Source organism: Streptomyces gilvus (assembly GCF_022513565.1).
GTDB classification, from domain to species: domain Bacteria; phylum Actinomycetota; class Actinomycetes; order Streptomycetales; family Streptomycetaceae; genus Streptomyces; species Streptomyces gilvus.
Genome location: NZ_JAKWBE010000002.1, coordinates 322,987 through 342,696, shown reverse-complemented (window position 1 = coordinate 342,696; position 19,710 = coordinate 322,987). Strand labels below are relative to the sequence as shown.

Genomic DNA, 19,710 nt, shown 5'->3' with positions numbered 1-19,710 from the left:
ACTATCATGCCTGGACGTGGATCGATCCCGAGCCGAGCACTTGGTCGTGCCCACCGAGGAACTCGCCCGTCTGGCCGCCGCGGGCGACCCGGCGGCGCTGGAGGAACTGCTCCAGGCGATCCGGCCCGAGATCCTCAGGCGCTGCGGCCGCTTCCTGCCCTGCCGGGAGGACGCCGAGGAGGCGGCCCAGGACGTCCTGCTGCAGCTGTCCCGGAAGATCAACACCTTCGAGGGACGCAGCCGCTTCAGCACCTGGCTGCACACGGTCGTCGCCAACTGCTGCCGCCAGAAGTACCGGGAGCTCAAACGGCGGTCCGCCGAGCAGCCGGCTCCCCTCGACGCCGACCGGTCCGTCGACCCCCGCACCACGAGCGTGATCGCCGGCTCCCGGATCGACCTGCTGGAGGCCCTGGAGCGGCTGGAGCGCGAACACCCGCAGCTGGTCGAGCCGTTGGTCTACCGGGACATCTGCCGACTGGAGTACGCGGAGGCCGCGGAGCGCGCCGGGATCCCGCTCGGCACCTTCAAGTCACGCCTGCACGAGGCCCGCCGCCGGGTCCGTCCCTGGCTGACGGACCGGGGCTGAGCGCTCAGTCCTCGGCGAGCAGGCCGATCTCCGCCCAGATCGTCTTGCCCTCGCCGGTGTGCCGGCTGCCCCAGCGCTGGGTGAGCTGGGCGACCAGCAGCAGACCGCGGCCGCCCTCGTCCCACGTCTTGGCGCGGCGCAGATGCGGGGCGGTGTGGCTGGTGTCGGACACCTCGCAGATCAGCGTGGACTCGTCGTGGATCAGCCGCAGCCGGATGGGGTGGGCGCCGTAGCGGATCGCGTTGGTGACCAGCTCGCTCACCACCAGCTCCGCGGTGAACGCCGCCTCCTGCAGATCCCAGGTGTCCAGCTGCTCGACGACCTGCTTGCGGATGGGCGCCACCAGCGCCGGGTCGGCGGGGATGTGCCAGGTCGCCACCCGGGCGGCGGGCAGCCCACGGGTACGGGCCAGCAGCAGGGCCACGTCGTCCGGCGCGCCGCCCGGCGGCAGCAGGGCGTGCAGGATCCGGTCGCACGTCTCGTCCAGGGAGTCCACGTGCCCGGCCAGGGCGTCGCACAGCAGCCGGTGACTGGCGTCGACGTCCCGCTCGCGGGTCTCGATCAGACCGTCGGTGAAGAACGACAGCACGCTGCCCTCGCGCAGCTCCAGCTCCGTGGACTCGAACGGCAGGCCGCCCAGGCCCAGCGGCGGCCCGGCCGGCAGCTCGACCTGCTGCGGCTCGCCCCCGGGCGACAGCACGACCGGCGGCGGATGCCCGGCCCGCGCCAGGGTGCAGCGCCGCGACACCGGATCGTAGACCGCGTACAGACAGGTCGCCCCGACCTCGCCGGTGCCGTCGCTGCCGGACTCCGCGGACAGCCGTACCACCAGGTCGTCCAGATGGGTGAGCAGCTCGTCCGGGGCCAGGTCGATGTCGGCGAGGGTGCGTACGGCGGTGCGCAGCCGGCCCATCGTGGCCGAGGCCTGGATGCCGTGGCCGACGACGTCCCCGACGACCATGGCGACCCGCATCCCCGACAGCGGGATGACGTCGAACCAGTCCCCGCCCACCCCGGCCCGCGCGGCGGGCAGATAGCGGGAGGCGGCGTCCACGGCGGCCGTGCGCGGCAGCGAGCGGGGCAGCAGGCTGCGCTGCAGGGCGAGGGCGGTCTCACGCTCGCGGGAGAAGCGGCGGGCGTTGTCGATGCAGACGGCGGCCCGGGTGGTGATCTCCTCGGCCAGCAGCACGTCGTCGGCCGTGAAGGGGTCCGGCCGCCGGAAGCGGGTGAGCACCGCGACGCCCAGGGTCAGCCCGCGCGCCCGCATCGGCACGGACATCGTGGAGTGGATGCCGTACTCCTTGACCCGGTCGGCGCGCGCCTTGTGCCAGCTCAGCCACTGGTCGAGCGCGCCCTCGGACACCGACGCGACGATCGTGCGGCCCGCGACCAGCGAGTCGGCCTGGGGCGAGCCGTCGGGGTAGTGCTCCGTCTGCCCGGGTTTGAGGACGGCCTCGGGTGTACCGGGGTTGACCGAGAGGTGCGCGGCCCGGCGCAGGGCGATCGGGGCGCTGAGCCGGGGCGGGGGTTCACCGCCGTGTTCCTGGAGGTCCAGCAGGTCGACGCTGACCAGGTCGGCCAGCGCGGGCACGAAGACGTCTGCCAGTTCCTGCGCCGTGCGGGTGACGTCGAGGGTGGTGCCGATGCGCACGCTGGCCTCGTTGACCAGCTGCAGCCGCTCCCGGGCGAGGTAGTTGTCGGTGAAGTCGTGCGCCGCCAGACACACGCCCCGCACCCGGCCCTCGGCGTCCGTGACCGGCGCCATCCGGGCGAGCCACGCGTGCGCGGTGGCCTCGCCGCCGGTGCGCATGTACGTCTGGACGTCGGCCGCCCGACCGGAGGCGAGCACCCGCACCATGTCGGCCTCCAGCCGGTCGCTCTCCGGTCTCCCGCCGATCTCGGACAGCCGCAGCCCCTGGATGCGCTCCTCGGGCAGGCCGATGACCTCGGCCATGGCGTCGTTGATCCGGCGCAGCCGCAGGCGTTCGTCGTAGACGGCGACCGCGCAGGGTGACTGGATGAGGGCCGCCGTGGCCAGCGGGTCGTCAGGGGAGGGCGGGCCACCGCCGTTCAGCGGGCTGAAGACGAGCCAGCGGCCCGGCCTGCCGTCCTCGGCTCGGCGATGGTGGGCGACCAGCCATCTGGAGAGCTCGCGTCCGTCCCGGTGGCGCAGGATCACGGTGCCGTGCCAGCGCGGGTTGTCGGGGGGCCACGGCACGTCCGTGCCGTCGGCCAGCAGACTCCGGGCGGGGCGGCCCAGCACCTCGCCGGCCGGCCAGCCCAGCAGCCGTTCCGCGCCCGCGTTCCAGGAGACCAGCGTGCCGGAGTCGTCGACGGCGACCCGCGCCGTCGCGGCATCGTCGAACGGATACTCCGGGTCCATCGCCGCCACTCCATCGCGAACACTCACAGTGAACCGGTGAGTCACTTGAGTTCCAGCCTAGTCCGTCGCCCTGCGCCGCGGACGGGAACCCCCCGGTCGGTGCGTGAGCCATCGTCAAGGGCCGTTTCCGGTCGTTGTGGCCCGTGGGGCAGAACGGCGGTCCGCACCCTTGACGGGCGTGAGTGGCGGCCCGTCAGAATCTGTTTGTTCACGATGAGTTGTGAGTACTTCTGGGCCCTGATGAGGGAGAGCCGCCATGACGGTCACTCGCAGATCGGTACTGCTCGCCTCCACCGCCGCACCCGCGGCCGGAGTGCTCCTGGCCACCCCGGCGGCCCGTGCCGCCGAGGCGGCCGGGGGCGCGTCCGGCCGGCACACGGTCACGCTGCGCGACGGCTGGCGCTTCGCGCTGGTCAACCCGGGCGGCATCACCGATCCGACCGGTGCCTACGCCAACGCCCCCGACCCCGGCTACGACGACTCGGCCTGGCGCGAGGTGGCCGTTCCGCACGACTGGAGCATCGAACAGACCCCCACCACCCAGTACGGCACCACCAGCGGCACCGGCTTCTTCCCCGGCGGCCTCGGCTGGTACCGGCTGGCCTTCACCCTGCCGCCCGCCTTCGCCGGCAAGCGGATCTCGGTGGAGTTCGACGGCGTGTACATGGACTCCTACGTCTACTGCAACGGCACCCAGGTCGGCCGCCACCCCTATGGCTACACCGGCTTCGCCCTCGATCTGACCGGTCTCGTGCACACCGACGGCAGCACCGAGAACGTGCTCGCGGTCAAGGTGCAGAACCAGCTGCCCAGCAGCCGCTGGTACTCCGGCAGCGGCATCTACCGCGAGGCCCGTCTGGTCATCACCGAGCCGGTGCACGTGGAGCGCTGGGGCACGTACGTCACCACGCTGGACATCAGCGGCGAGCGGGCCGTCGTACGGGCCCGGACCTCGGTGGTCGACGAGTCCGGCGCCACGAGCGAGGTGGAGATCCGCTCGACGGTGAAGGACCCCTCCGGCCGTACGGTCGCCCGCGCGGCCACCACGGCCAGCGTCACCGACAGGGCCGCGGAGACACACGAACTCACCGTCCCCAAGCCGAAGTTGTGGGACTTCGCGACTCCGCACCACCGCTACACCCTGGAGACCGAGTTGCGCGTCGGCGGCAGGACCGTCGACACCTGCCGCACCACCTTCGGCATCCGCGCGTACCGCTTCGACCCCGACGAGGGCTTCTCCCTCAACGGCGCCCACACCAAGATCAAGGGCGTCGACCTCCACCACGACCAGGGCGCCCTCGGCTCCGCGATCAGCATCGACGCGGTGCGCAGACAGCTGACCATCATGAAGTCGATGGGCGTCAACGCCTTCCGCACCTCCCACAACCCGCCCTCGCCCGAGATCGTCCAGGTCTGCGAGGAGCTGGGCATCGTGATGATGGTGGAGGCCTTCGACTGCTGGCGGACCGGCAAGACCAAGTACGACTACGGCCGGTTCTTCGACGAGTGGTGCGAGAAGGACGCCACCGAGATGGTCCTCGCGCACCGCAACTCACCGGCCGTGGTGCTGTGGTCCATCGGCAATGAGATCCCCGACTCCACCTCCACCGCGGGCCTCGCGATGGCCGACCGGATCATCGGCGCGATCAAGGCGGCCGACGACACGCGGCCGGTCGTCATCGGCTCCAACAAGTACCACTCCGTGCCCGCCGCCGGTTCCGCGGCCGACCTCATGCTCGCCAAGCTGGACGGCCTCGGACTCAACTACAACACCGCCAAGTCGGTGGACGCACTGCACGCGAGGTACCCGAAGCTGTTCCTGTTCGAGTCGGAGTCCTCCTCGGAGACCTCCACGCGCGGCACCTACCAGGAGCCCGAGCACCTCAACACCGGCGAGAACCACACGCCGGGCAGGCGGGAGGTCTCCTCCTACGACAACAACCTCGCCTCCTGGACCATGAGCGGCGAGTACGGCCACAAGAAGGACCGCGACCGCAAGTGGTTCGCCGGGCAGTTCCTGTGGTCCGGCATCGACTACATCGGCGAGCCGACCCCGTACGACGTCTTCCCGGTGAAGGCCTCCTTCTTCGGAGCGGTCGACACGGCCGGCTTCCCCAAGGACATGTACCACCTCTTCCGCAGCCAGTGGGTCGACGAGCCGATGGTCCATCTGCTGCCGATGACCTGGAACCACGAGGAGGGCGACACGGTCGAGGTGTGGGCGTACGCCAACGTCGAGACCGTCGAGCTCTTCCTCAACGGGACGTCCCTGGGCACCCGGAGCTTCGACCCCAAGACGACCACCGACGGCCGCACCTATCTGGAGACCACCGAGGCCACCGGCGACGACAAGACCTTCACCGGCGGCCCCTATCCGGGCAGTTACACCAGCCCGAACGGCAGCGCGGGCAAGCTCCACCTGACCTGGAAGGTGCCGTACGCGCCGGGCGAGCTGAAGGCGGTGGCGCGGCGGAACGGCAAGGTGGTCGCCACCGATGTGCTGCGCACGGCGGGTGCGGCGCACGCGGTACGCCTCACCGCCGACCGCGACCCGCTCGCCGCGGACGGGCGTTCCCTGGTGTTCGTGACCGCGGAGATCGTCGACGCGCGGGGCGTGGTGGTGCCCGACGCCGAGCATCTGATCACCTTCGACGTGCGGGGCGGCTCGCTGGCCGGGCTCGACAACGGGCGCGAGGAGAGCGCCGAGCGCTACCAGGCCACCACCCGGACCGCCTTCCACGGCAAGGCCCTCGCGATCGTCCGCTCCGGGACCAGGCCCGGTTCCCTGAAGGTGACCGCGCGGGTGGCGGGTCTGCGGACCGGTACGGCGACCGTGCGCACCACGCCCGCCCGCTCGGTGGCGGCCACCCCGGCCCCGGCGTTCCAGCCCGACTACCCGGCACCCCCGAACTATCCGTACGCGGACGCCAGTTACTCCGGCCGCCCGGACACCCTCCCCGCCGCGATGCTCGACGGCGACCCCGCCACCGGCTGGTCCAACGCCTTCGCCAAGTCGGCCACCGCCCTGCTGCCCGCCTTCAACGGGGCCCGGACCGAGGACTGGGTCTCCGTCGACTTCGGACGTACCCGGAACCTCGGCCGGGTGGAGGTGTCCTTCACCGTGGACGCCACCCACAGTCTGCCCGCCTCCGTCGAGGCCGCGGTGTGGAACGGGCACGCGTATGTGCCGGTGACCGGGGCGTCGACCGACTGGGCCACCGCCTCGGACGTGCCCACCATCATCACCTTCGACCCGGCCGGCGGCTCCCGGCTGCGGCTGACGATGACCAGCGCGCACCCCGGTACGGCCGCGGGCGCGGTGCGCATCAGCAAGCTGGAGGTACCGGCCGGCTGACCCCGGGCGACGGTCCGGACGGGAACCCGTCCCGTCCGGACCGTTGACGGAGTGTCATGGCGCGAACAAACATGAGCTGCGTCCGCATCTGGGAGCGCTCCCATCCGTTGGTGAGCGTGACCCGCCCCTCCACCCGAGGAGCCCAGACGTGAAACGACGCAGAACCGTCCTGCTGACCCTGGCCGCCCTGCTGGGCGCGACCCTCACCGGGCTGCCCGCCGGCCCGGCGGCGGCCGATGAGGTGGAGCAGCTCAAGAACGGCGCCTTCGACACCACCACCGCCCCCTGGTGGACGACGAGCAACGTCACCGCGGGCCTGTCCGACGGGCAGCTCTGCGCGGACGTCCCCGGCGGCACCGCCAACCGCTGGGACGCGGCCGTCGGCCAGAACGACGTCACCCTGGTGAAGGGGGAGTCGTACCGGTTCGCCTTCAAGGCCTCCGGTGCGCCCGCCGGGCATGTGGTGCGGGCGATCGTGGGGCTCCAGGTGTCGCCGTACGACACGTACTTCGAGATCAGCCCGCAGCTCATCGTCTCCGGGGACACCTACTCCTACATCTTCACCTCGCCCGTCGACACCGCCCAGGCGCAGGTCGCCTTCCAGGCCGGCGGCAGCGCGGACGCCTGGCGGATGTGCCTGGACGACGTGTCGCTGCTGGGCGGGGTGCCGCCGGAGGTGTACCACCCGGACACGGGACCGCGGGTACGCGTCAACCAGGTCGGCTATCTGCCCTCCGGCCCGAAGAACGCCACCCTCGTCACCGACGCCACCACCCGCCTGCCCTGGCAGCTGAGGAACGCCGGCGGAACCACCGTGGCCCACGGCTGGAGCGTGCCGCGCGGGGTCGACGTCTCCTCCGGGCAGAACGTCCACTCCATCGACTTCGGCGCCTACCGCAAGCCCGGCAAGGGCTTCACGCTGGTGGCCGACGGGGAGACCAGCCGCCCCTTCGACATCGGCACCGGTGACTACGAGCAGCTGCGGCTGGACTCGCTGAAGTACTACTACACCCAGCGCAGCGGCATCGCGATCCGCGACGACCTGCGCCCGGGCTACGGCAGGCCCGCCGGCCATGTCGACGTCCCGCCCAACCGGGGCGACTCGAACGTCCCCTGTCAGCCCGGGGTGTGCGACTACACCCTCGACGTCACCGGCGGCTGGTACGACGCGGGCGACCACGGCAAGTACGTCGTCAACGGCGGCATCGCCACCTGGGAGCTGCTGAGCACCTACGAACGCGAACTGCTCGCCCGCACAGGGGAGTCGGGCAGGCTGCGCGACGGCACCCTCGCCCTCCCGGAGAGCGGCGACAAGGTGCCGGACATCCTCGACGAGGCGCGCTGGGAACTGGAGTTCCTGCTGAGGATGCAGGTGCCGGACGGCCGGCCGCTGGCCGGGATGGCCCACCACAAGGTCCACGACGAGCAGTGGACGGGCCTGCCCCTGCTGCCCAGCGACGACCCGCAGAAGCGTGAGCTGCACCCGCCGTCCACCCAGGCCACCCTCAACCTGGCCGCCACCGCCGCCCAGGCGGCCCGCCTGTACCGGCCCTACGACCGCGCGTTCGCCGCGAAGGCCCTGACCGCCGCGCGCAAGGCGTGGACCGCCGCGCTCGCCCACCCCGCGATGTACGCCTCCGCCAGCGACGGCACGGGAGGCGGCACCTACGACGACACCAACGCCACCGACGAGTTCTACTGGGCGGCGGCCGAGCTGTATCTCACCACGGGGGAGAAGCAGTTCGCCGACCACGTCCGCACCTCGCCCGTGAACACCGCCGACATCTTCGGCCCGCTCGGCTTCGACTGGGGCCGGACGGCGGCGGCGGGGCGGCTCGACCTGGCCACGGTGCCCAGCAAGCTGCCCGGCCGGGACAAGCTGCGCCAGTCCGTCGTGCAGGGCGCCGACCGCTATCTGGCCACGCTCACGTCCCAGCCGTACGGGATGCCCTACGCCCCCGTCGACAACGTCTACGACTGGGGTTCCAGCGCCCAGGTCCTCAACAACGCGGTCGTCCTGGCCACGGCGTACGACATCACCGGCGCCTCGAAGTACCGGGACGGGGCGACGCAGAGCATGGACTACATCCTCGGCCGCAACGCCCTGAACATCTCGTACGTCACCGGCTACGGCGAGGTCAACTCCCACAACGAGCACAGCCGTTGGTACGCGCACGAACTCGACCCGAACCTGCCGAACCCGCCGAGGGGGACCCTCGCGGGCGGACCGAACTCCTCCATCCAGGACCCCTACGCACAGAGCAGACTCCAGGGCTGCGTCGGTCAGTTCTGCTACATCGACGACATCCAGTCCTGGTCGACCAACGAGACCGCGATCAACTGGAACGCGGCCCTGGCCCGCATGGCCTCCTTCGTCGCGGACCAGGGCTGACGTCGGCCGTCAAAGATCAAGCTGGGCGCCGGCCCACTTGCGGAGCAGCGCCTCGCGCTCCTCGCGGCGCGGGGTGCCCTCCGCGGCGTGGTGCCGGCCCCAGGCGAGCAGTTCGCCGACCACCTCGCGGCTGTCGGTGATCCGTTCCAGGAGGGTGCGGGAGAGCTCGTACTCGTCGGGTGTGTGGACGCCGCCGACAGCGGTCGAGAGGACGCTCACCTCCTCGGTGCCGTCGGCGGTCTCCACGCGTACGGTGAAGGCCGGGGGCAGTTCGCCGTCGCCGGTCACCAGGACCGCCACGGAGTCCCATGCCAGCGAGGCCAGCCGCCGGGCGCCGGAGCGCACGGCCACGTCGGCGGCCTCGATCCGCCGCACCTCGGCCCAGCTCCAGGACGATCCGTGCCCGGAGCCCAGGGGCTCGACGCCGTCCTCCGTCAGCCTGACCCCGGAGGCCGTCCCGACGGGCTCCGCGCCCAGGTACACGGAGTCCTCGGTGATCCAGAACAGGCCGACCATGGCCATCGGTGCCTCCCACGAGTGTGCGGCGGGCGAGCGCCGGTGCGCGCCCGGGTGTCGGTGGGGGAGACACCGCGGCGGCCTCGGTGGTTGCCTCGGCGGCCGGGCTACCGCCGCTCGTGCTCGACGAGTTCCCGGGGGCGTTCGTGCGCGGTCAGGGTGTGCAGCTCCGCCTGGGTGAGGGGTTGGTGGACCTCGACGTACTCGCCGTTCGGCATCCGCTTGATCACGCCGGTCTCGCGGCCGTGCAACACCAGTTCCCGGTCGCGGAGTTGGAGGCCGAGGCAGACACGGCGGGTGACGACGAAGACGATCGCCGGGAGGACGAACACCGCGACGCGGACCGTCCAGGTGACCGTGTTGATGGAGAGGTGGAGGCGGGTGGCGACGATGTCGTTGCCGCCGCCCGCCAGCAGGACCAGGTAGAGGCTGATCCAGGCAGCCCCGATCCCGGTACGCACGGGACGGTTGCGCGGGCGGTCCAGGAGGTGGTGCTCACGCCGGTCGCCGGTCGCCCGCGCCTCCAGGAACGGGTACACCCCGATGAAGACGAGGAGGAGCGGGAAGACCACGACCGGGATCAGCACGCCCAGGACCAGCGTGTGACCCCACAGGGTGATCTCCCACCCCGGCATCACCCGCACCAGACCCTCCGCGAACCCCAGATACCAGTCGGGCTGGGCGCCCGTGGAGACCTGGTCGGGGCGGAAGGGGCCGTAGACCCAGACCGGGTTGATCGTCGCCACCGCCGCGACCAGCGTGAGAGCGCCGAAGACCAGGAAGAAGAAGCCGCCCGCCTTCGCCAGGTACACCGGCATGAACGGGGTGCCGACGACATTGCGCTCGGTCCGTCCCGGGCCCGCGAACTGCGTGTGCTTGTGGTAGACGACCAGGATGAGGTGGGCCACGACGAGCGCGGCCATGACGCCGGGGATGATCAGGACGTGCAGCGAGTAGAAGCGCGCCACGATGTCGTGGCCCGGGAACTCGCCGCCGAACAGGAACATCGACAGATACGTCCCGACGATCGGCACCGACAGCAGCGCGCCGTTGACGAAGCGCAGCCCCGTCCCCGACAGCAGGTCGTCCGGCAGCGAGTAGCCGAACAGGCCCTCGAACAGGCCGAGGAACAGCAGCGCCCAGCCGAACAGCCAGTTGACCTCCCGGGGCTTGCGGAACGAGCCGGTGAAGAAGTGCCGCATCATGTGCGTCAGCATCCCGGCGACGAAGACCAGCGCCGCCCAGTGGTGCAGCTGCCGGATCAGCAGCCCGCCGCGCACGTCGAAGCTGAGGCGCACCGTGGAGGCGTAGGCCTCCGACATCCGCACGCCGTTCAGCGGCAGGTAGCCGCCGTGGTACGTCACCTCGTTCATCGACGGATGGAAGAAGAAGGTCAGGAAGATCCCGGTCAGGACCAGGACGACGAAGCTGTACAGGCAGATCTCGCCCAGCAGGAAGGACCAGTGGTCCGGGAAGACCTTGCGCAGGTACCTGCGGCCCAGCGCGTGGATGCCGAGGCGGCCGTCGAGCCAGTCGGCGACCCGCTCGCCCCTGCCGGGGGTCTCGGTGGCGCTCACTCGGCCTCCTCCGCCTTCTCGTCCCTGCGCACGTGGGTGAGCTTGTCGGGGTTGGTCACGATGTACACGTCGCTGACCCGGTCGCCGTCGGGCGTGAGGTCCATGACCATCACCGCGTACGGGGAGTCGCCCTGGAACAGCACGGCGGCGTCGTCGCCGTTGACCCGGCGGTAGCGCAGGTCGAGGTCCGTGGGCCCGCGTCCCCGGGTGGTGAAGGAGTTGATCAGCCGGACCGCCTTGTCCCGGCCGTGCACCGGCTTCAGACCCGCCGGCTTGCGCCTGCCGCCGCCGTCCGTCCACACCGTGACATCGGGTGCGAGGATCTCCATCAGCTCCGCGATGTCCCCGCCGAGCGCCGCCCGCACGAACCGCTCGGTCGCCTCCCGGCGCACCCGCGGATGCGCCCGGTACAGCGGCCGCCGGGCGTGCACATGCCCCCGGGCGCGGTGCGCGAGCTGGCGTACGGCGGCCGGGGTGCGGTCGATGATCTCCGCGATCTCGGTGTGGGCGTACCCGAAGACCTCGTTGAGCACGAACACCGCGCGTTCCAGCGGCGTCAGCGACTCCAGGACGACCAGCATCGCCAGCGACACCGACTCGGTGCGCAGGGCCGGGTCCTCGGCGCCGTCGCCGTCGGCGACCAGCGGCTCGGGCAGCCAGGGGCCGACGTAGGTCTCGCGGCGGCGGGTGATCACGCCGCGGCGCTGGAGGGCGTGGTTGACGGCGATGCGGACCAGGTAGGCGCGCGGGTTGTCGATGCCCGCCGTGCCCCGGCCGGTCCAGGACAGCCAGGTCTCCTGCAGCACGTCCTCGGTGTCGGCGACGCTGCCCAGCATGTTGTAGACCAGGCCGAACAGCAGCTCGCGATGGCCGATGAAGACATCGGTCGCCTCATCGACAGAACTCTCGGACATACGTGGACCTCCCCGTAGGTGCGCTCACTACTTCGACCCGAACCGGGGGCCCGAGTGTGACATCGGACCGGACGTGTGTGACGCACGTCTCAGCGACGTCACACTCGCCGGCCGGCCCGCCCTCTTGAACACGAGTCCCGCACGGGAGACCGATTCGACAGGAGGGACCCGATGAGCATCGACTTCACCGCGATGTACGCCTCGCACGACGCCTTCCGGCGCGATCTCGAGCGCCTCGCGCAGGCGGTCGCCGAGGGCCGGGCGCACACGCCGGGTGTCCGGGCCGGCTGGGCGAACTTCACCCGGCAGCTGCGCATCCACCACACCGCCGAGGACAGCGAGCTGTGGCCCCGGGTACGCGAACGCCTCTCCGGGCGCCCCCGCGACCTCGCCCTGCTCGACGACATGGAGGCCGAGCACGCCCGTATCGACCCCCTGCTCGCGGCGGTCGACACGGCACTGACCGACCGGGCACCCGAACTGCCCGACCTGGTGCGGGCGTTGAGGGCCACCCTGGACGACCATCTGGGGCACGAGGAGAACAGCGCGCTGCCGCTGATGCGGGACGTCCTCACCGCCGCCGACTGGGGCGCCTTCACCGGACGGATGCGCGAGACCCAAGGGCTGCGCGGCGCCTCGGTGTTCGTGCCGTGGATCGTCGACGGCGCGGGCCCGGCGGACCGCGAGCGCTTCTTCGGCTCGCTCCCGGCGCCGGTGCGCCTCATCAACCGGCTGTTCTGGGAGGGGAGTTACCGTCGCAGAGGGCTGTGGGCGGGCGTCTAGGACGCGTCGTGGAAGACGAGGCCCAGCGCGTGCCTGCGGCCGGAGCGCACGGTGCTCACCCCGTGCCGCATCGCCCCGGCCGACCAGCCGCGCCGGGTGCGCACCGGACGGTCTCGGGTGGTGAAGACGAGCCCGTGGCCCTGTTCCAGCGCGGTCGCGGTGCCCCGCGACTGGGCCCGGGGCCGCTGCTCGACCATGAGGAACTCGCCTCCGGTGTAGTCGGCGCCGTACACGTCGAGGCCGACGACCACCTGGAGGGGGAAGACGAGCTCGCCGAAGACGTCCCGGTGCAGCGCGTTCCAGTCGCCCGCTCCGTACCGCAGCAGGATCTGCGCCGACCGGTCCTGCCCCGCGGCGTGGCACCGCTCCAGCCACTCCTCCAGGGAGTCCGGCCAGGGCGCCGGGCGGCCGAGCCGGGCCGCCCAGTCCCGGGCGACGGGCAGCAGCCGGGGATACAGGGCGGCACGCAGCGCGGCCACCGGGGCGGGCAGGTCGTGGGCGAAGTACCGGTACTCGCCGGAGCCGAACCGGTGGCGTGCCATGTCGACGGTGGTCCGGAACAGCTCCGGCTTCTCGTACAGCGCGGCGAGGTCACGGCACTCGGCCGGCGTCAGCAGCCGTCCGGTGGGCGCGCTGCCGTGCACGTCGAGCTCGGCGGCGAGCGCCGCCCAGTCGGTGTCGCCGGCCCGCCTGCGGGCCTGGGCCATGGTGAGCGTCACGTCCGTCCCCCTCCGTCACACCAGCGTCGGCTGCAGCGCGCCCTCGTGGGTCAGCAGCCACACCTTGCGCTCGACCCCGCCCGCGTAGCCGCGCATCGAGCCGTCGGCGCCGATCACGCGGTGGCACGGGCGGACGATCAGCAGGGGATTGGCCCCGATCGCCGCACCCACGGCCCGGATCTCGTGCCGCGGCACCTCCAGCCGCGTGGCGAGTTCCCCGTACGTGGTCGTGGTGCCGTACGGGATGTCGTCGAGGGCCCGCCACACCCGCTGCTGAAAGGCGGTGCCGGCGGGGGCGAGGTCCAGGTCGAAGCGGGTGAGCCGGCCCGCGAAGTAGGCGGAGAGCTGCCGGGCCGCCTCGGCGAGGGCCGTGTCGTCGCGCCGCCAGGCCGCGCCGACGGCCGGCGCGCCCCGCTGTCCCGGCAGGGACAGCGAGGTGAGGGTCGTCTCCCGCCCCGCCAGCAGCAGTTCGCCCAGGGGGCTGTCGATGGTCGTGTACGTGTCCATGGCTCAAGTCTGCTGCGCCGCACCGGCCGCGACCGGCGGGAATCGGACGTGGTCCTCACCCGGGGGCAACCCTCCGGGTACCGTCGCGCGGGTGCTGTGAGCAGGGAGTATTTACGCATGAGTACCTCGGCGGTACCGTGAGGGCATGCCAGCCCTGAATGTGGAGTTCAGTGATCGTGAACTCGAGGATCTGCGGCAGATCGCCAAGGAACGCGGCACGTCGATGAAGGCGCTCGTGCGCGAGGCGGCGGCGGCCGACATAGCCCGGCACCGGGCCCTGCAGGAAGGGGCGGAGGCGTTCCGCCGCTTCTTCGCCTCCCACGCCGACGAGTTCGCGGCCGCGTTCCCCGAGGACGAGGCATCCGCCACGGGCGAGGGGCGGGTCGCCTGACCGATGGCATCCGTCATCCACATCGACGTGCCCTGGCTGCTGCAGCGCCATGAAGAGGTCCTGCCGGACCAGCCGACCGTCAACGACTTCTCCGCGCTGGTCGCCGCCGTGGCCCGGCACCGCGTGGACCCGCCCCGCCTCGGCGTGGACTCCGACCCGGCCTGGCGCGCGGCCGCCCTGCTGCACACCCTCGCGCTGCTGAAGCCGCTGCCCTCGGCCAACGCCCGCTTCGCCTGCTCGACCGCCGTGGCGTACATGTTCGTCAGCGGCGTCGGCATCGACCCGCCCTACGGCGCCCTCGTCGATCTCGCCCGCGACCTGATCGACGGCAAGACCGACGTCTACGGCGCGGCGGACCGGCTGCGCTCCTGGCAGATCTGAGGACCCCGGCCGCACGGCCCTGTCACCCCCCGGGGCCGCCGGCCGAGGGCGGGAGGAACAAGGCCGGCGGCCCGTACGGCGCAGGAGAGCCGCCGTCCTGCGCGGGGCCTTTCGAGAAGGTCCGCCACCAGTGCACTACGGGGGCGTGCACGCCGGGAGCGTGCGCGGTGCTCCGGCGCGTGCGCCTGTTTCACACGGGGCGCTCGGAATGAGGAAAGCTGGGGCGGGGAACGCGAGTTGCGAGCGTATCTGACTTAATTTCAAAGATGCGGATGTTGCTCAAGTGCCTTGTTGGTCATCAGCGTGTTGTGCAAGGGTTGACCACCCGTGCGGGGGGAATGGCCGGGGCAAGAGGTGTGCACCACAGGGGGCCTTTTCGGCGGCTGTGACTCCTGTGTGTTCTCTGCGCGTGGGAAGGAATTCGCTCAAGTGCCCACCCCCCACCCCCCTCGTCCGCCTTACCCGCCGGCCGGCGGGGTTCCGGGAGATTCCGACGAGAACGTCGCCGCCCGGCTCCGCGGCCGCCCCGACGATGAGACCGGACGTTCCGTCGCGCTGCTCATGACGCGGCACTGGCAGCCGGCCCGCGACTACGCGGCCATCTGCCTCGCCTCCCGCACCGAGGTCGCCTCCATGGTGACCTCGACCGCCTTCCACCAGGTGCTCGACCGGCTGGCACTCGGCGAGCCGGCGCTCGCGCTGCGACCGCGGTTACTGGTGGCGGTCCGGGAGACGGTCCGCGCCTGGACGACGGAGGACCGGATATCCGCCGTTCTTCCGGAGCTGCTGAAACCCGCGGGCGGCCGGGGGATGCGTTCGGCGAAGTCGATGACGCCCGAAAATCGCAAACTGGCCGAGCGGTCATTCCAGGCCCTTCCCGGACTCGCCCGGTGTCTGCTCTGGCACACCGAGGTGGAGGCCGAGGCGATAACCGTCCCGGCCGGTCTGCTGGGCATGGACACAGAGACCGCTTCGGCCGCACTCGAACAGGCGCGGGAAAAATTCCGTGAAGGATGTGTACATGCCCATCGGGAACTCGCGCCGACCAAGGACTGCCGCTTCTACAACCGTCTCCTCGACGTTCCGATCCGGCGTGGCGGAGCGTTGCTGCCCGATGTCCAGCACCATCTGGCCGAGTGCCGCTACTGCCGTTTCGCCGCCGAACAACTGAGCCATTTCGAGGGCGGTCTGGGAGTGCTGCTGGCCGAGGCCGTCCTCGGCTGGGGCGCCCGCCGCTATCTGGAGTCCCGTCCAGGCCGCGCGGGCCAGAGCACGCGGTCCCGCACCCCGCGCCCGCACGGTTCCGCCCGGCACGGCGGCGGCCGTCCCCGCATCCTGCCCCGCATCCCCCTGCCCGGCCGCGGCACCCCGGGCGCGCTGCGCACCTCGCGGGCGCTGCTGACGGTGCTCGGCGTCGCCTCCGCCGGGCTGATCGCCACGGTCGCCGTCGTCGGCATGTGGTCCCACGACGACGGCGTCGACCCGGCCGCCTCCAACAGCGCGAGCGACGGCTCGACCCCCGGTGCCGGCGCCCAGTCCTCGCCCGGCAGCGCCGAACCGCCAACGGTGCCGCGGGACTCGAGACTGCGCAACGCCTCCGCCGACCTCTGCCTCGCCGTCCGGGGCAAGGCGAAGGCGGGCGCCGACACCGAACTGGCGGCCTGCTCGACCGACTCGGGCCAGCAGTGGTCCTACGGCGGCGACGGACTGCTGCGCAGCGCGGCGGCCCCCGATCTGTGCCTGGACTCGCACGTGGACGCCGGTGTGGTCGTCCTCGGCAGGTGCAAGGGCGGTGACGCCGTGCGCTACGACCTCACCGTGCGCGGCGAGTTGCTGCCCCGCTGGGACGAGCGGCTCGCCCTGGCCGCCACGACCGACGACCCGGGAGCCGACATCGTCGTCAAGGTGCGGGACGGCTCGGCCGCGCAGCGGTGGCTGACCGAGCCGCCCGCGTCCGCCACCCCGGGGTCACTGGCGATCACGGGCCCGGAGAAGCCCCCGGTGCGTCCCGCCGAACTCGCGGAGGAGCGGGCGTAGCGCCGCGTTTTGGCGAGGACGTTCCCCCGGGGCGGTCACACGGGGCCCTCGACGAGGTCGGCGGCGCTGATCGTGGCCGGTGTGGCGTGCCCGGACAGGGCGAGGGTCAGGTCGAACTCGGCGAGCAGACAGCGGATCACGTGCTCGACGCCCGTCTGTCCGTCCAGGCCCAGCCCGTAGACGTAGGGCCGCCCGAGCAGGACGGCCCGCGCGCCGAGCGCGAGTGCCTTGAAGACGTCGTCGCCGGTGCGGACGCCGCTGTCGAACAGGACGGTCAGCCTCTCGCCGACCGCCTCGGCCACCCGCGGCAGCGCGTCGGCGGCCGCGACGGAACCGGCGACCTGGCGCCCGCCGTGGTTGGAGACGACCACGCCGTCCATGCCGGCGTCGGCGGCGAGCCGGGCGTCGTCCGGGTGCAGGATGCCCTTGAGGACGATCGGGCCGTCCCAGTTCTCCCGCAGGAAGGCCAGGTCGGGCCAGGTGTGTCCGGCGTCCCCGAACAGCCCGAGGAAGTGCAGCACGGCCGCGTTCGGATCCTCGTGCACGGGCTTGGCCAGTCCCGCCTGGAAGGCCGGGTCGGTGAAGTAGTTGGCGGTACCCACTCCGTGCAGGAACGGGAGGTAGGCGAGGTCGAGATCCCGGGGGCGCCAGGACACCAGCGGGGTGTCGAGCGTGACGAGCAGGGTGGAGAACCCGGCGGCCTTCGCTCTCCCGAGGAAGCTCCTGGTCACCTCGCGGTCCTTGCCCCAGTACAGCTGGAACCACCGCTCGGTGTCGCCGAGAGCCTCCGCCACCTGCTCCATCGGTGTGCTGGACGCCGAGGACAGGATGTACGGCACCCCGTGCGCGGCGGCGGCGCGGGCGGCGGCGGACTCGGCGTCCGGATGCATGATCGACAGTACGCCGACGGGCGCCAGCGCCACCGGCGCGGGCAGCGGTCGGCCCAGCACCCGCACCGAGAGGTCCCGCTCACCGACGTCCCGCAGCATGCGGGGCACGATCCGGCGTCGCTCCAGGGCCGCGCGGTTGGCCCGCATGGTGCTGCCGTCGCCCGCGCCGCCGGCCACGTAACCGACCGGGCCCGGTCCGAGCCGCGTCTCGGCCAGCGCCTCGAGCCTGGTCAGATCGGTGGGCAGCCGGGGCACCGCCCCGCTCATCCCGTTGAGATAGATCTCGTACTGGAAATCCGCCCAGTGCTTCGCCACCGTCGCCCCGCCTCTCCGCATCGAGCACGTGCCGCACCGACCATACTCGCCGGTATGTGCGGGGCGGCGCACCAGCCTTGAGGCCGGGTCGTGATCGCCGGGGGACGGCTGATCCGTCACTCGTCGTCGGTCGGCGCGTCCTGCGGCTCGGCGTCGGGGCCCTGAGCCCGGACCCGCTGCACGTGCTCGAGGGAGTCCCGCAGTTCGGTCAGCCAGTCGTCGGTGTGGCGCTGGACCAGCCGTACGCACCAGGCGAGGGCGTCGCTGCGGCTGCGGGCCACCCCGCCCGCGATGAGGGTGTCGAGGACCTGGCGCTCGGGCTGGCGCAGCCGGGTCATCACGGGCGCGGCGACATGGGTGAACAGGGCGCGCTCGCCGCCGCACACCACACCCCAGGACACCTTGCGGCGGAAGCGGTGCTCGGCCTCGCGCGCCACCGCCACCCGGGCCTCCCGGGTGCGTTCGCGGAACTCCTGGATCCGGCCCTGGACCGCCGCCTCCCGCTCGGCGGCCGAGGCGTCCTCGGCGAGCCGGGGTGCCGGGATGCGGCCGATGACGGTGATCTCCTCGCGGTCGGCGGTGAGCTCGGCCAGCTCCTCGAAGAGGTCGTCGGGAAGGCGGCCGGTGAACCAGCCGCGCAGTTTCTCGTGCTGCTCGGTCGTAATCATGTAATGACGATTACTCGGCATTTCCATGAACACAAGGGGGTGCGGGGGGAGTCAGCGGAGAGCTCAACCGGAATGTTTCAGGCCGATTAACGAAGCGGGCGGAATCAGCCACTTGGCTGCTTCGGGCGATCAAGAACCGCTCAGTTCCGGGGTTCGACCGGTCGGATGCCGTGACTTCGCGCCACTGATTCAACACGCAAGGTTACTGATTCACAGGGGGTCGAGGTGAGTTTCCGCGGCGGACTCGGCAGACTCGCGCTCGCCGGTCCGGCACCGACCCGAAACGGTCCGGCACCCCTTTGGAATCCAGCGGAAGGATGCACACAATGCGGAACACCGCGCGCTGGGCGGCGACCCTCGCCCTCACGGCCACCGCCGTCTGCGGCCCCCTCACCGGAGCCGCCCTCGCCACCCCGGCCGCCGCCCCCGCCTCGCTCTACGCCCCCTCGGCCCTGGTGCTCACCATCGGGCACGGCGACAGCGCCGCCACCGTGACCCCGCAGCGCGCGGTCACCCTGAGCTGCGCCCCCACGCCCTCCGGCACCCACCCGGCCGCCGCCCTGGCCTGCGCCGAACTGCGCGCCGCCGGCGGACTCGACGCCCTGGCGCCCAGAGACGACGTGCTGTGCACCAAGCTGTACGACCCCGTCGTCGTGACCGCCGACGGCGTCTGGCAGGGCAAACGCGTCTCCTACGAGCGCACCTTCGCCAACCAGTGCGTGAAGGACGCCTACATGAGCGACGTCTTCGCCTTCTGAGACCGGGATCGCGCGGTCCCCGGGCACCTGAGAGGCCCGCGGATGGGGAGTGCGGGCTTCCGTCGTGGGGTACCCAGCGATCTCGCACCAGGGGTCGGCAGGGCGGAGTGGGGCCGCCCGCCGACCCCTGGCATCACCTCCGCCCCTCCCCGGGAACCCCGGGGAGGGGCGGAAAGCGTTTCAGCAGACCCGTGCCGGCGAACAGCCGACGGATGCGCGGCTGGTCGCAGACGATCCGCAGCCGCCCCTCGCGCTCCAGGGCCCGGGTCTCGGCCCGGCACAGGACACGCAGTCCGGAACAGTCGAAGAAGGCGACGTACCGCAGGTCGACCAACACGTCCGGCAGTGGCCGGGCGGTCGCCGCGTCCAGGTGCTCGGCGACGAGTCCCGCGGTCGCCAGGTCGATCTCGCCCGTGACCTCGACGACGGTGAAGCGTCCCGAGGTCCTGGTGCGGGCATGGGGGTTCGGCGCGGGATGTTCGAGGGCACGGTCGTCCGCATCCGGGGTCATGGCCGCTCCACCAGGGCAAGGGGCGCA

17 protein-coding genes are annotated in these 19,710 nt (G+C 71.9%); 8 read left to right on the top strand and 9 right to left on the bottom strand.

Features of this window, described 5'->3' with window-relative positions:
* Positions 1-16 precede the first annotated feature (16 nt).
* A complete protein-coding gene (locus tag MKW14_RS05715; protein WP_240859384.1) occupies positions 17-586 on the top strand; it encodes an RNA polymerase sigma factor in 570 nt (189 codons plus the stop codon).
* 4 nt (positions 587-590) lie between these two features.
* Here the strand turns inward: MKW14_RS05715 and MKW14_RS05710 are convergent, their stop codons facing one another.
* The gene (locus tag MKW14_RS05710) at positions 591-2,969 is read right to left on the bottom strand and encodes a SpoIIE family protein phosphatase (protein ID WP_240859383.1); all 2,379 of its coding nucleotides are present in this window, start codon (positions 2,967-2,969) and stop codon (positions 591-593) included.
* A 256-nt stretch (positions 2,970-3,225) separates the two neighbouring features.
* On the opposite strand from MKW14_RS05710, the gene MKW14_RS05705 reads away from it, so the two are divergent.
* Positions 3,226-6,324: a glycoside hydrolase family 2 TIM barrel-domain containing protein gene (locus tag MKW14_RS05705; protein WP_240859380.1), complete on the top strand. Its 3,099-nt coding sequence runs from the start codon at positions 3,226-3,228 to the stop codon at positions 6,322-6,324.
* Between the two features lie 148 nt (positions 6,325-6,472).
* Positions 6,473-8,716: a glycoside hydrolase family 9 protein gene (locus MKW14_RS05700; protein ID WP_240859378.1), complete on the top strand. Its 2,244-nt coding sequence runs from the start codon at positions 6,473-6,475 to the stop codon at positions 8,714-8,716.
* Positions 8,717-8,725: 9 nt separating this feature from the next.
* Here MKW14_RS05700 and MKW14_RS05695 read toward each other — a convergent pair whose 3' ends face one another.
* The 3 genes from MKW14_RS05695 to sigJ all read right to left on the bottom strand — a co-directional run bounded on the left by MKW14_RS05695 (position 8,726) and on the right by sigJ (position 11,723).
* Positions 8,726-9,238 (bottom strand): hypothetical protein, encoded by a 513-nt coding sequence (locus MKW14_RS05695; protein WP_240859376.1) that lies wholly within the window; start codon positions 9,236-9,238, stop codon positions 8,726-8,728.
* A 101-nt stretch (positions 9,239-9,339) separates the two neighbouring features.
* A complete protein-coding gene (qcrB, locus tag MKW14_RS05690) occupies positions 9,340-10,809 on the bottom strand; it encodes a cytochrome bc1 complex cytochrome b subunit (RefSeq protein ID WP_240859375.1) in 1,470 nt (489 codons plus the stop codon).
* Positions 10,806-11,723 carry an RNA polymerase sigma factor SigJ gene (sigJ, locus tag MKW14_RS05685; RefSeq protein ID WP_240859373.1) on the bottom strand — a complete coding sequence of 306 codons (918 nt, stop codon included), beginning with the start codon at positions 11,721-11,723 and terminating at the stop codon, positions 10,806-10,808. Before sigJ ends, qcrB begins: the two co-directional genes overlap by 4 nt.
* A gap of 171 nt (positions 11,724-11,894) precedes the next feature.
* On the opposite strand from sigJ, the gene MKW14_RS05680 reads away from it, so the two are divergent.
* Positions 11,895-12,506 carry a hemerythrin domain-containing protein gene (locus MKW14_RS05680; RefSeq protein ID WP_240859371.1) on the top strand — a complete coding sequence of 204 codons (612 nt, stop codon included), beginning with the start codon at positions 11,895-11,897 and terminating at the stop codon, positions 12,504-12,506.
* Here the strand turns inward: MKW14_RS05680 and MKW14_RS05675 are convergent.
* Positions 12,503-13,213, bottom strand: coding sequence for a 2OG-Fe(II) oxygenase (locus MKW14_RS05675; protein ID WP_240859659.1), 711 nt, complete (start codon positions 13,211-13,213; stop codon positions 12,503-12,505). The two genes, MKW14_RS05680 and MKW14_RS05675, sit on opposite strands and share 4 nt — an antisense overlap.
* 27 nt (positions 13,214-13,240) lie before the next feature.
* Positions 13,241-13,732, bottom strand: a complete 492-nt coding sequence (locus MKW14_RS05670; RefSeq protein ID WP_240859369.1) for a methylated-DNA--[protein]-cysteine S-methyltransferase — start codon at positions 13,730-13,732, stop codon at positions 13,241-13,243.
* 145 nt (positions 13,733-13,877) lie between these two features.
* On the opposite strand from MKW14_RS05670, the gene MKW14_RS05665 reads away from it, so the two are divergent.
* The 3 genes from MKW14_RS05665 (at position 13,878) to MKW14_RS05655 (ending at position 16,541) form a co-directional block, all read left to right on the top strand.
* Positions 13,878-14,123, top strand: coding sequence for a hypothetical protein (locus MKW14_RS05665; RefSeq protein ID WP_240859368.1), 246 nt, complete (start codon positions 13,878-13,880; stop codon positions 14,121-14,123).
* Positions 14,124-14,126: 3 nt separating this feature from the next.
* Entirely contained in the window at positions 14,127-14,504 is a 378-nt protein-coding gene (locus MKW14_RS05660) for a toxin Doc (protein ID WP_133043641.1), read from the top strand.
* Positions 14,505-14,933: 429 nt separating this feature from the next.
* Positions 14,934-16,541: an RICIN domain-containing protein gene (locus MKW14_RS05655; RefSeq protein WP_240859366.1), complete on the top strand. Its 1,608-nt coding sequence runs from the start codon at positions 14,934-14,936 to the stop codon at positions 16,539-16,541.
* Positions 16,542-16,576: 35 nt separating this feature from the next.
* Here the strand turns inward: MKW14_RS05655 and MKW14_RS05650 are convergent, their stop codons facing one another.
* Both MKW14_RS05650 and abmR read right to left on the bottom strand, forming a co-directional pair.
* Positions 16,577-17,746 carry a lactate 2-monooxygenase gene (locus tag MKW14_RS05650; protein ID WP_240859363.1) on the bottom strand — a complete coding sequence of 390 codons (1,170 nt, stop codon included), beginning with the start codon at positions 17,744-17,746 and terminating at the stop codon, positions 16,577-16,579.
* A 116-nt stretch (positions 17,747-17,862) separates the two neighbouring features.
* On the bottom strand, positions 17,863-18,414 hold the full coding sequence (abmR, locus tag MKW14_RS05645) for an ATP-binding transcription factor AbmR (protein ID WP_240859362.1): 552 nt from the start codon (positions 18,412-18,414) through the stop codon (positions 17,863-17,865).
* A gap of 326 nt (positions 18,415-18,740) precedes the next feature.
* On the opposite strand from abmR, the gene MKW14_RS05640 reads away from it, so the two are divergent.
* Complete coding sequence (locus MKW14_RS05640) at positions 18,741-19,172, top strand: protease inhibitor (protein WP_240859360.1); 432 nt, start codon at positions 18,741-18,743, stop codon at positions 19,170-19,172.
* A gap of 133 nt (positions 19,173-19,305) precedes the next feature.
* Here MKW14_RS05640 and MKW14_RS05635 read toward each other — a convergent pair whose 3' ends face one another.
* A complete protein-coding gene (locus tag MKW14_RS05635; RefSeq protein WP_240859358.1) occupies positions 19,306-19,683 on the bottom strand; it encodes an STAS domain-containing protein in 378 nt (125 codons plus the stop codon).
* Positions 19,684-19,710: the final 27 nt, after the last annotated feature.

What these genes read in the sequence shown, in the direction of transcription:
- MKW14_RS05670 (WP_240859369.1), bottom strand. Translation starts at nt 13,732, where the DNA reads ATGGACACGTACACGACCATCGACAGCCCCCTGGGCGAACTGCTGCTG.
- abmR (WP_240859362.1), bottom strand. Translation starts at nt 18,414, where the DNA reads ATGATTACGACCGAGCAGCACGAGAAACTGCGCGGCTGGTTCACCGGC.
- MKW14_RS05640 (WP_240859360.1), top strand. Translation starts at nt 18,741, where the DNA reads ATGCGGAACACCGCGCGCTGGGCGGCGACCCTCGCCCTCACGGCCACC.
- MKW14_RS05705 (WP_240859380.1), top strand. Translation starts at nt 3,226, where the DNA reads ATGACGGTCACTCGCAGATCGGTACTGCTCGCCTCCACCGCCGCACCC.
- MKW14_RS05675 (WP_240859659.1), bottom strand. Translation starts at nt 13,213, where the DNA reads ATGGCCCAGGCCCGCAGGCGGGCCGGCGACACCGACTGGGCGGCGCTC.
- MKW14_RS05665 (WP_240859368.1), top strand. Translation starts at nt 13,878, where the DNA reads ATGCCAGCCCTGAATGTGGAGTTCAGTGATCGTGAACTCGAGGATCTG.
- sigJ (WP_240859373.1), bottom strand. Translation starts at nt 11,723, where the DNA reads ATGTCCGAGAGTTCTGTCGATGAGGCGACCGATGTCTTCATCGGCCAT.
- MKW14_RS05660 (WP_133043641.1), top strand. Translation starts at nt 14,127, where the DNA reads ATGGCATCCGTCATCCACATCGACGTGCCCTGGCTGCTGCAGCGCCAT.
- MKW14_RS05680 (WP_240859371.1), top strand. Translation starts at nt 11,895, where the DNA reads ATGAGCATCGACTTCACCGCGATGTACGCCTCGCACGACGCCTTCCGG.
- MKW14_RS05635 (WP_240859358.1), bottom strand. Translation starts at nt 19,683, where the DNA reads ATGACCCCGGATGCGGACGACCGTGCCCTCGAACATCCCGCGCCGAAC.
- MKW14_RS05695 (WP_240859376.1), bottom strand. Translation starts at nt 9,238, where the DNA reads ATGGCCATGGTCGGCCTGTTCTGGATCACCGAGGACTCCGTGTACCTG.
- MKW14_RS05710 (WP_240859383.1), bottom strand. Translation starts at nt 2,969, where the DNA reads ATGGACCCGGAGTATCCGTTCGACGATGCCGCGACGGCGCGGGTCGCC.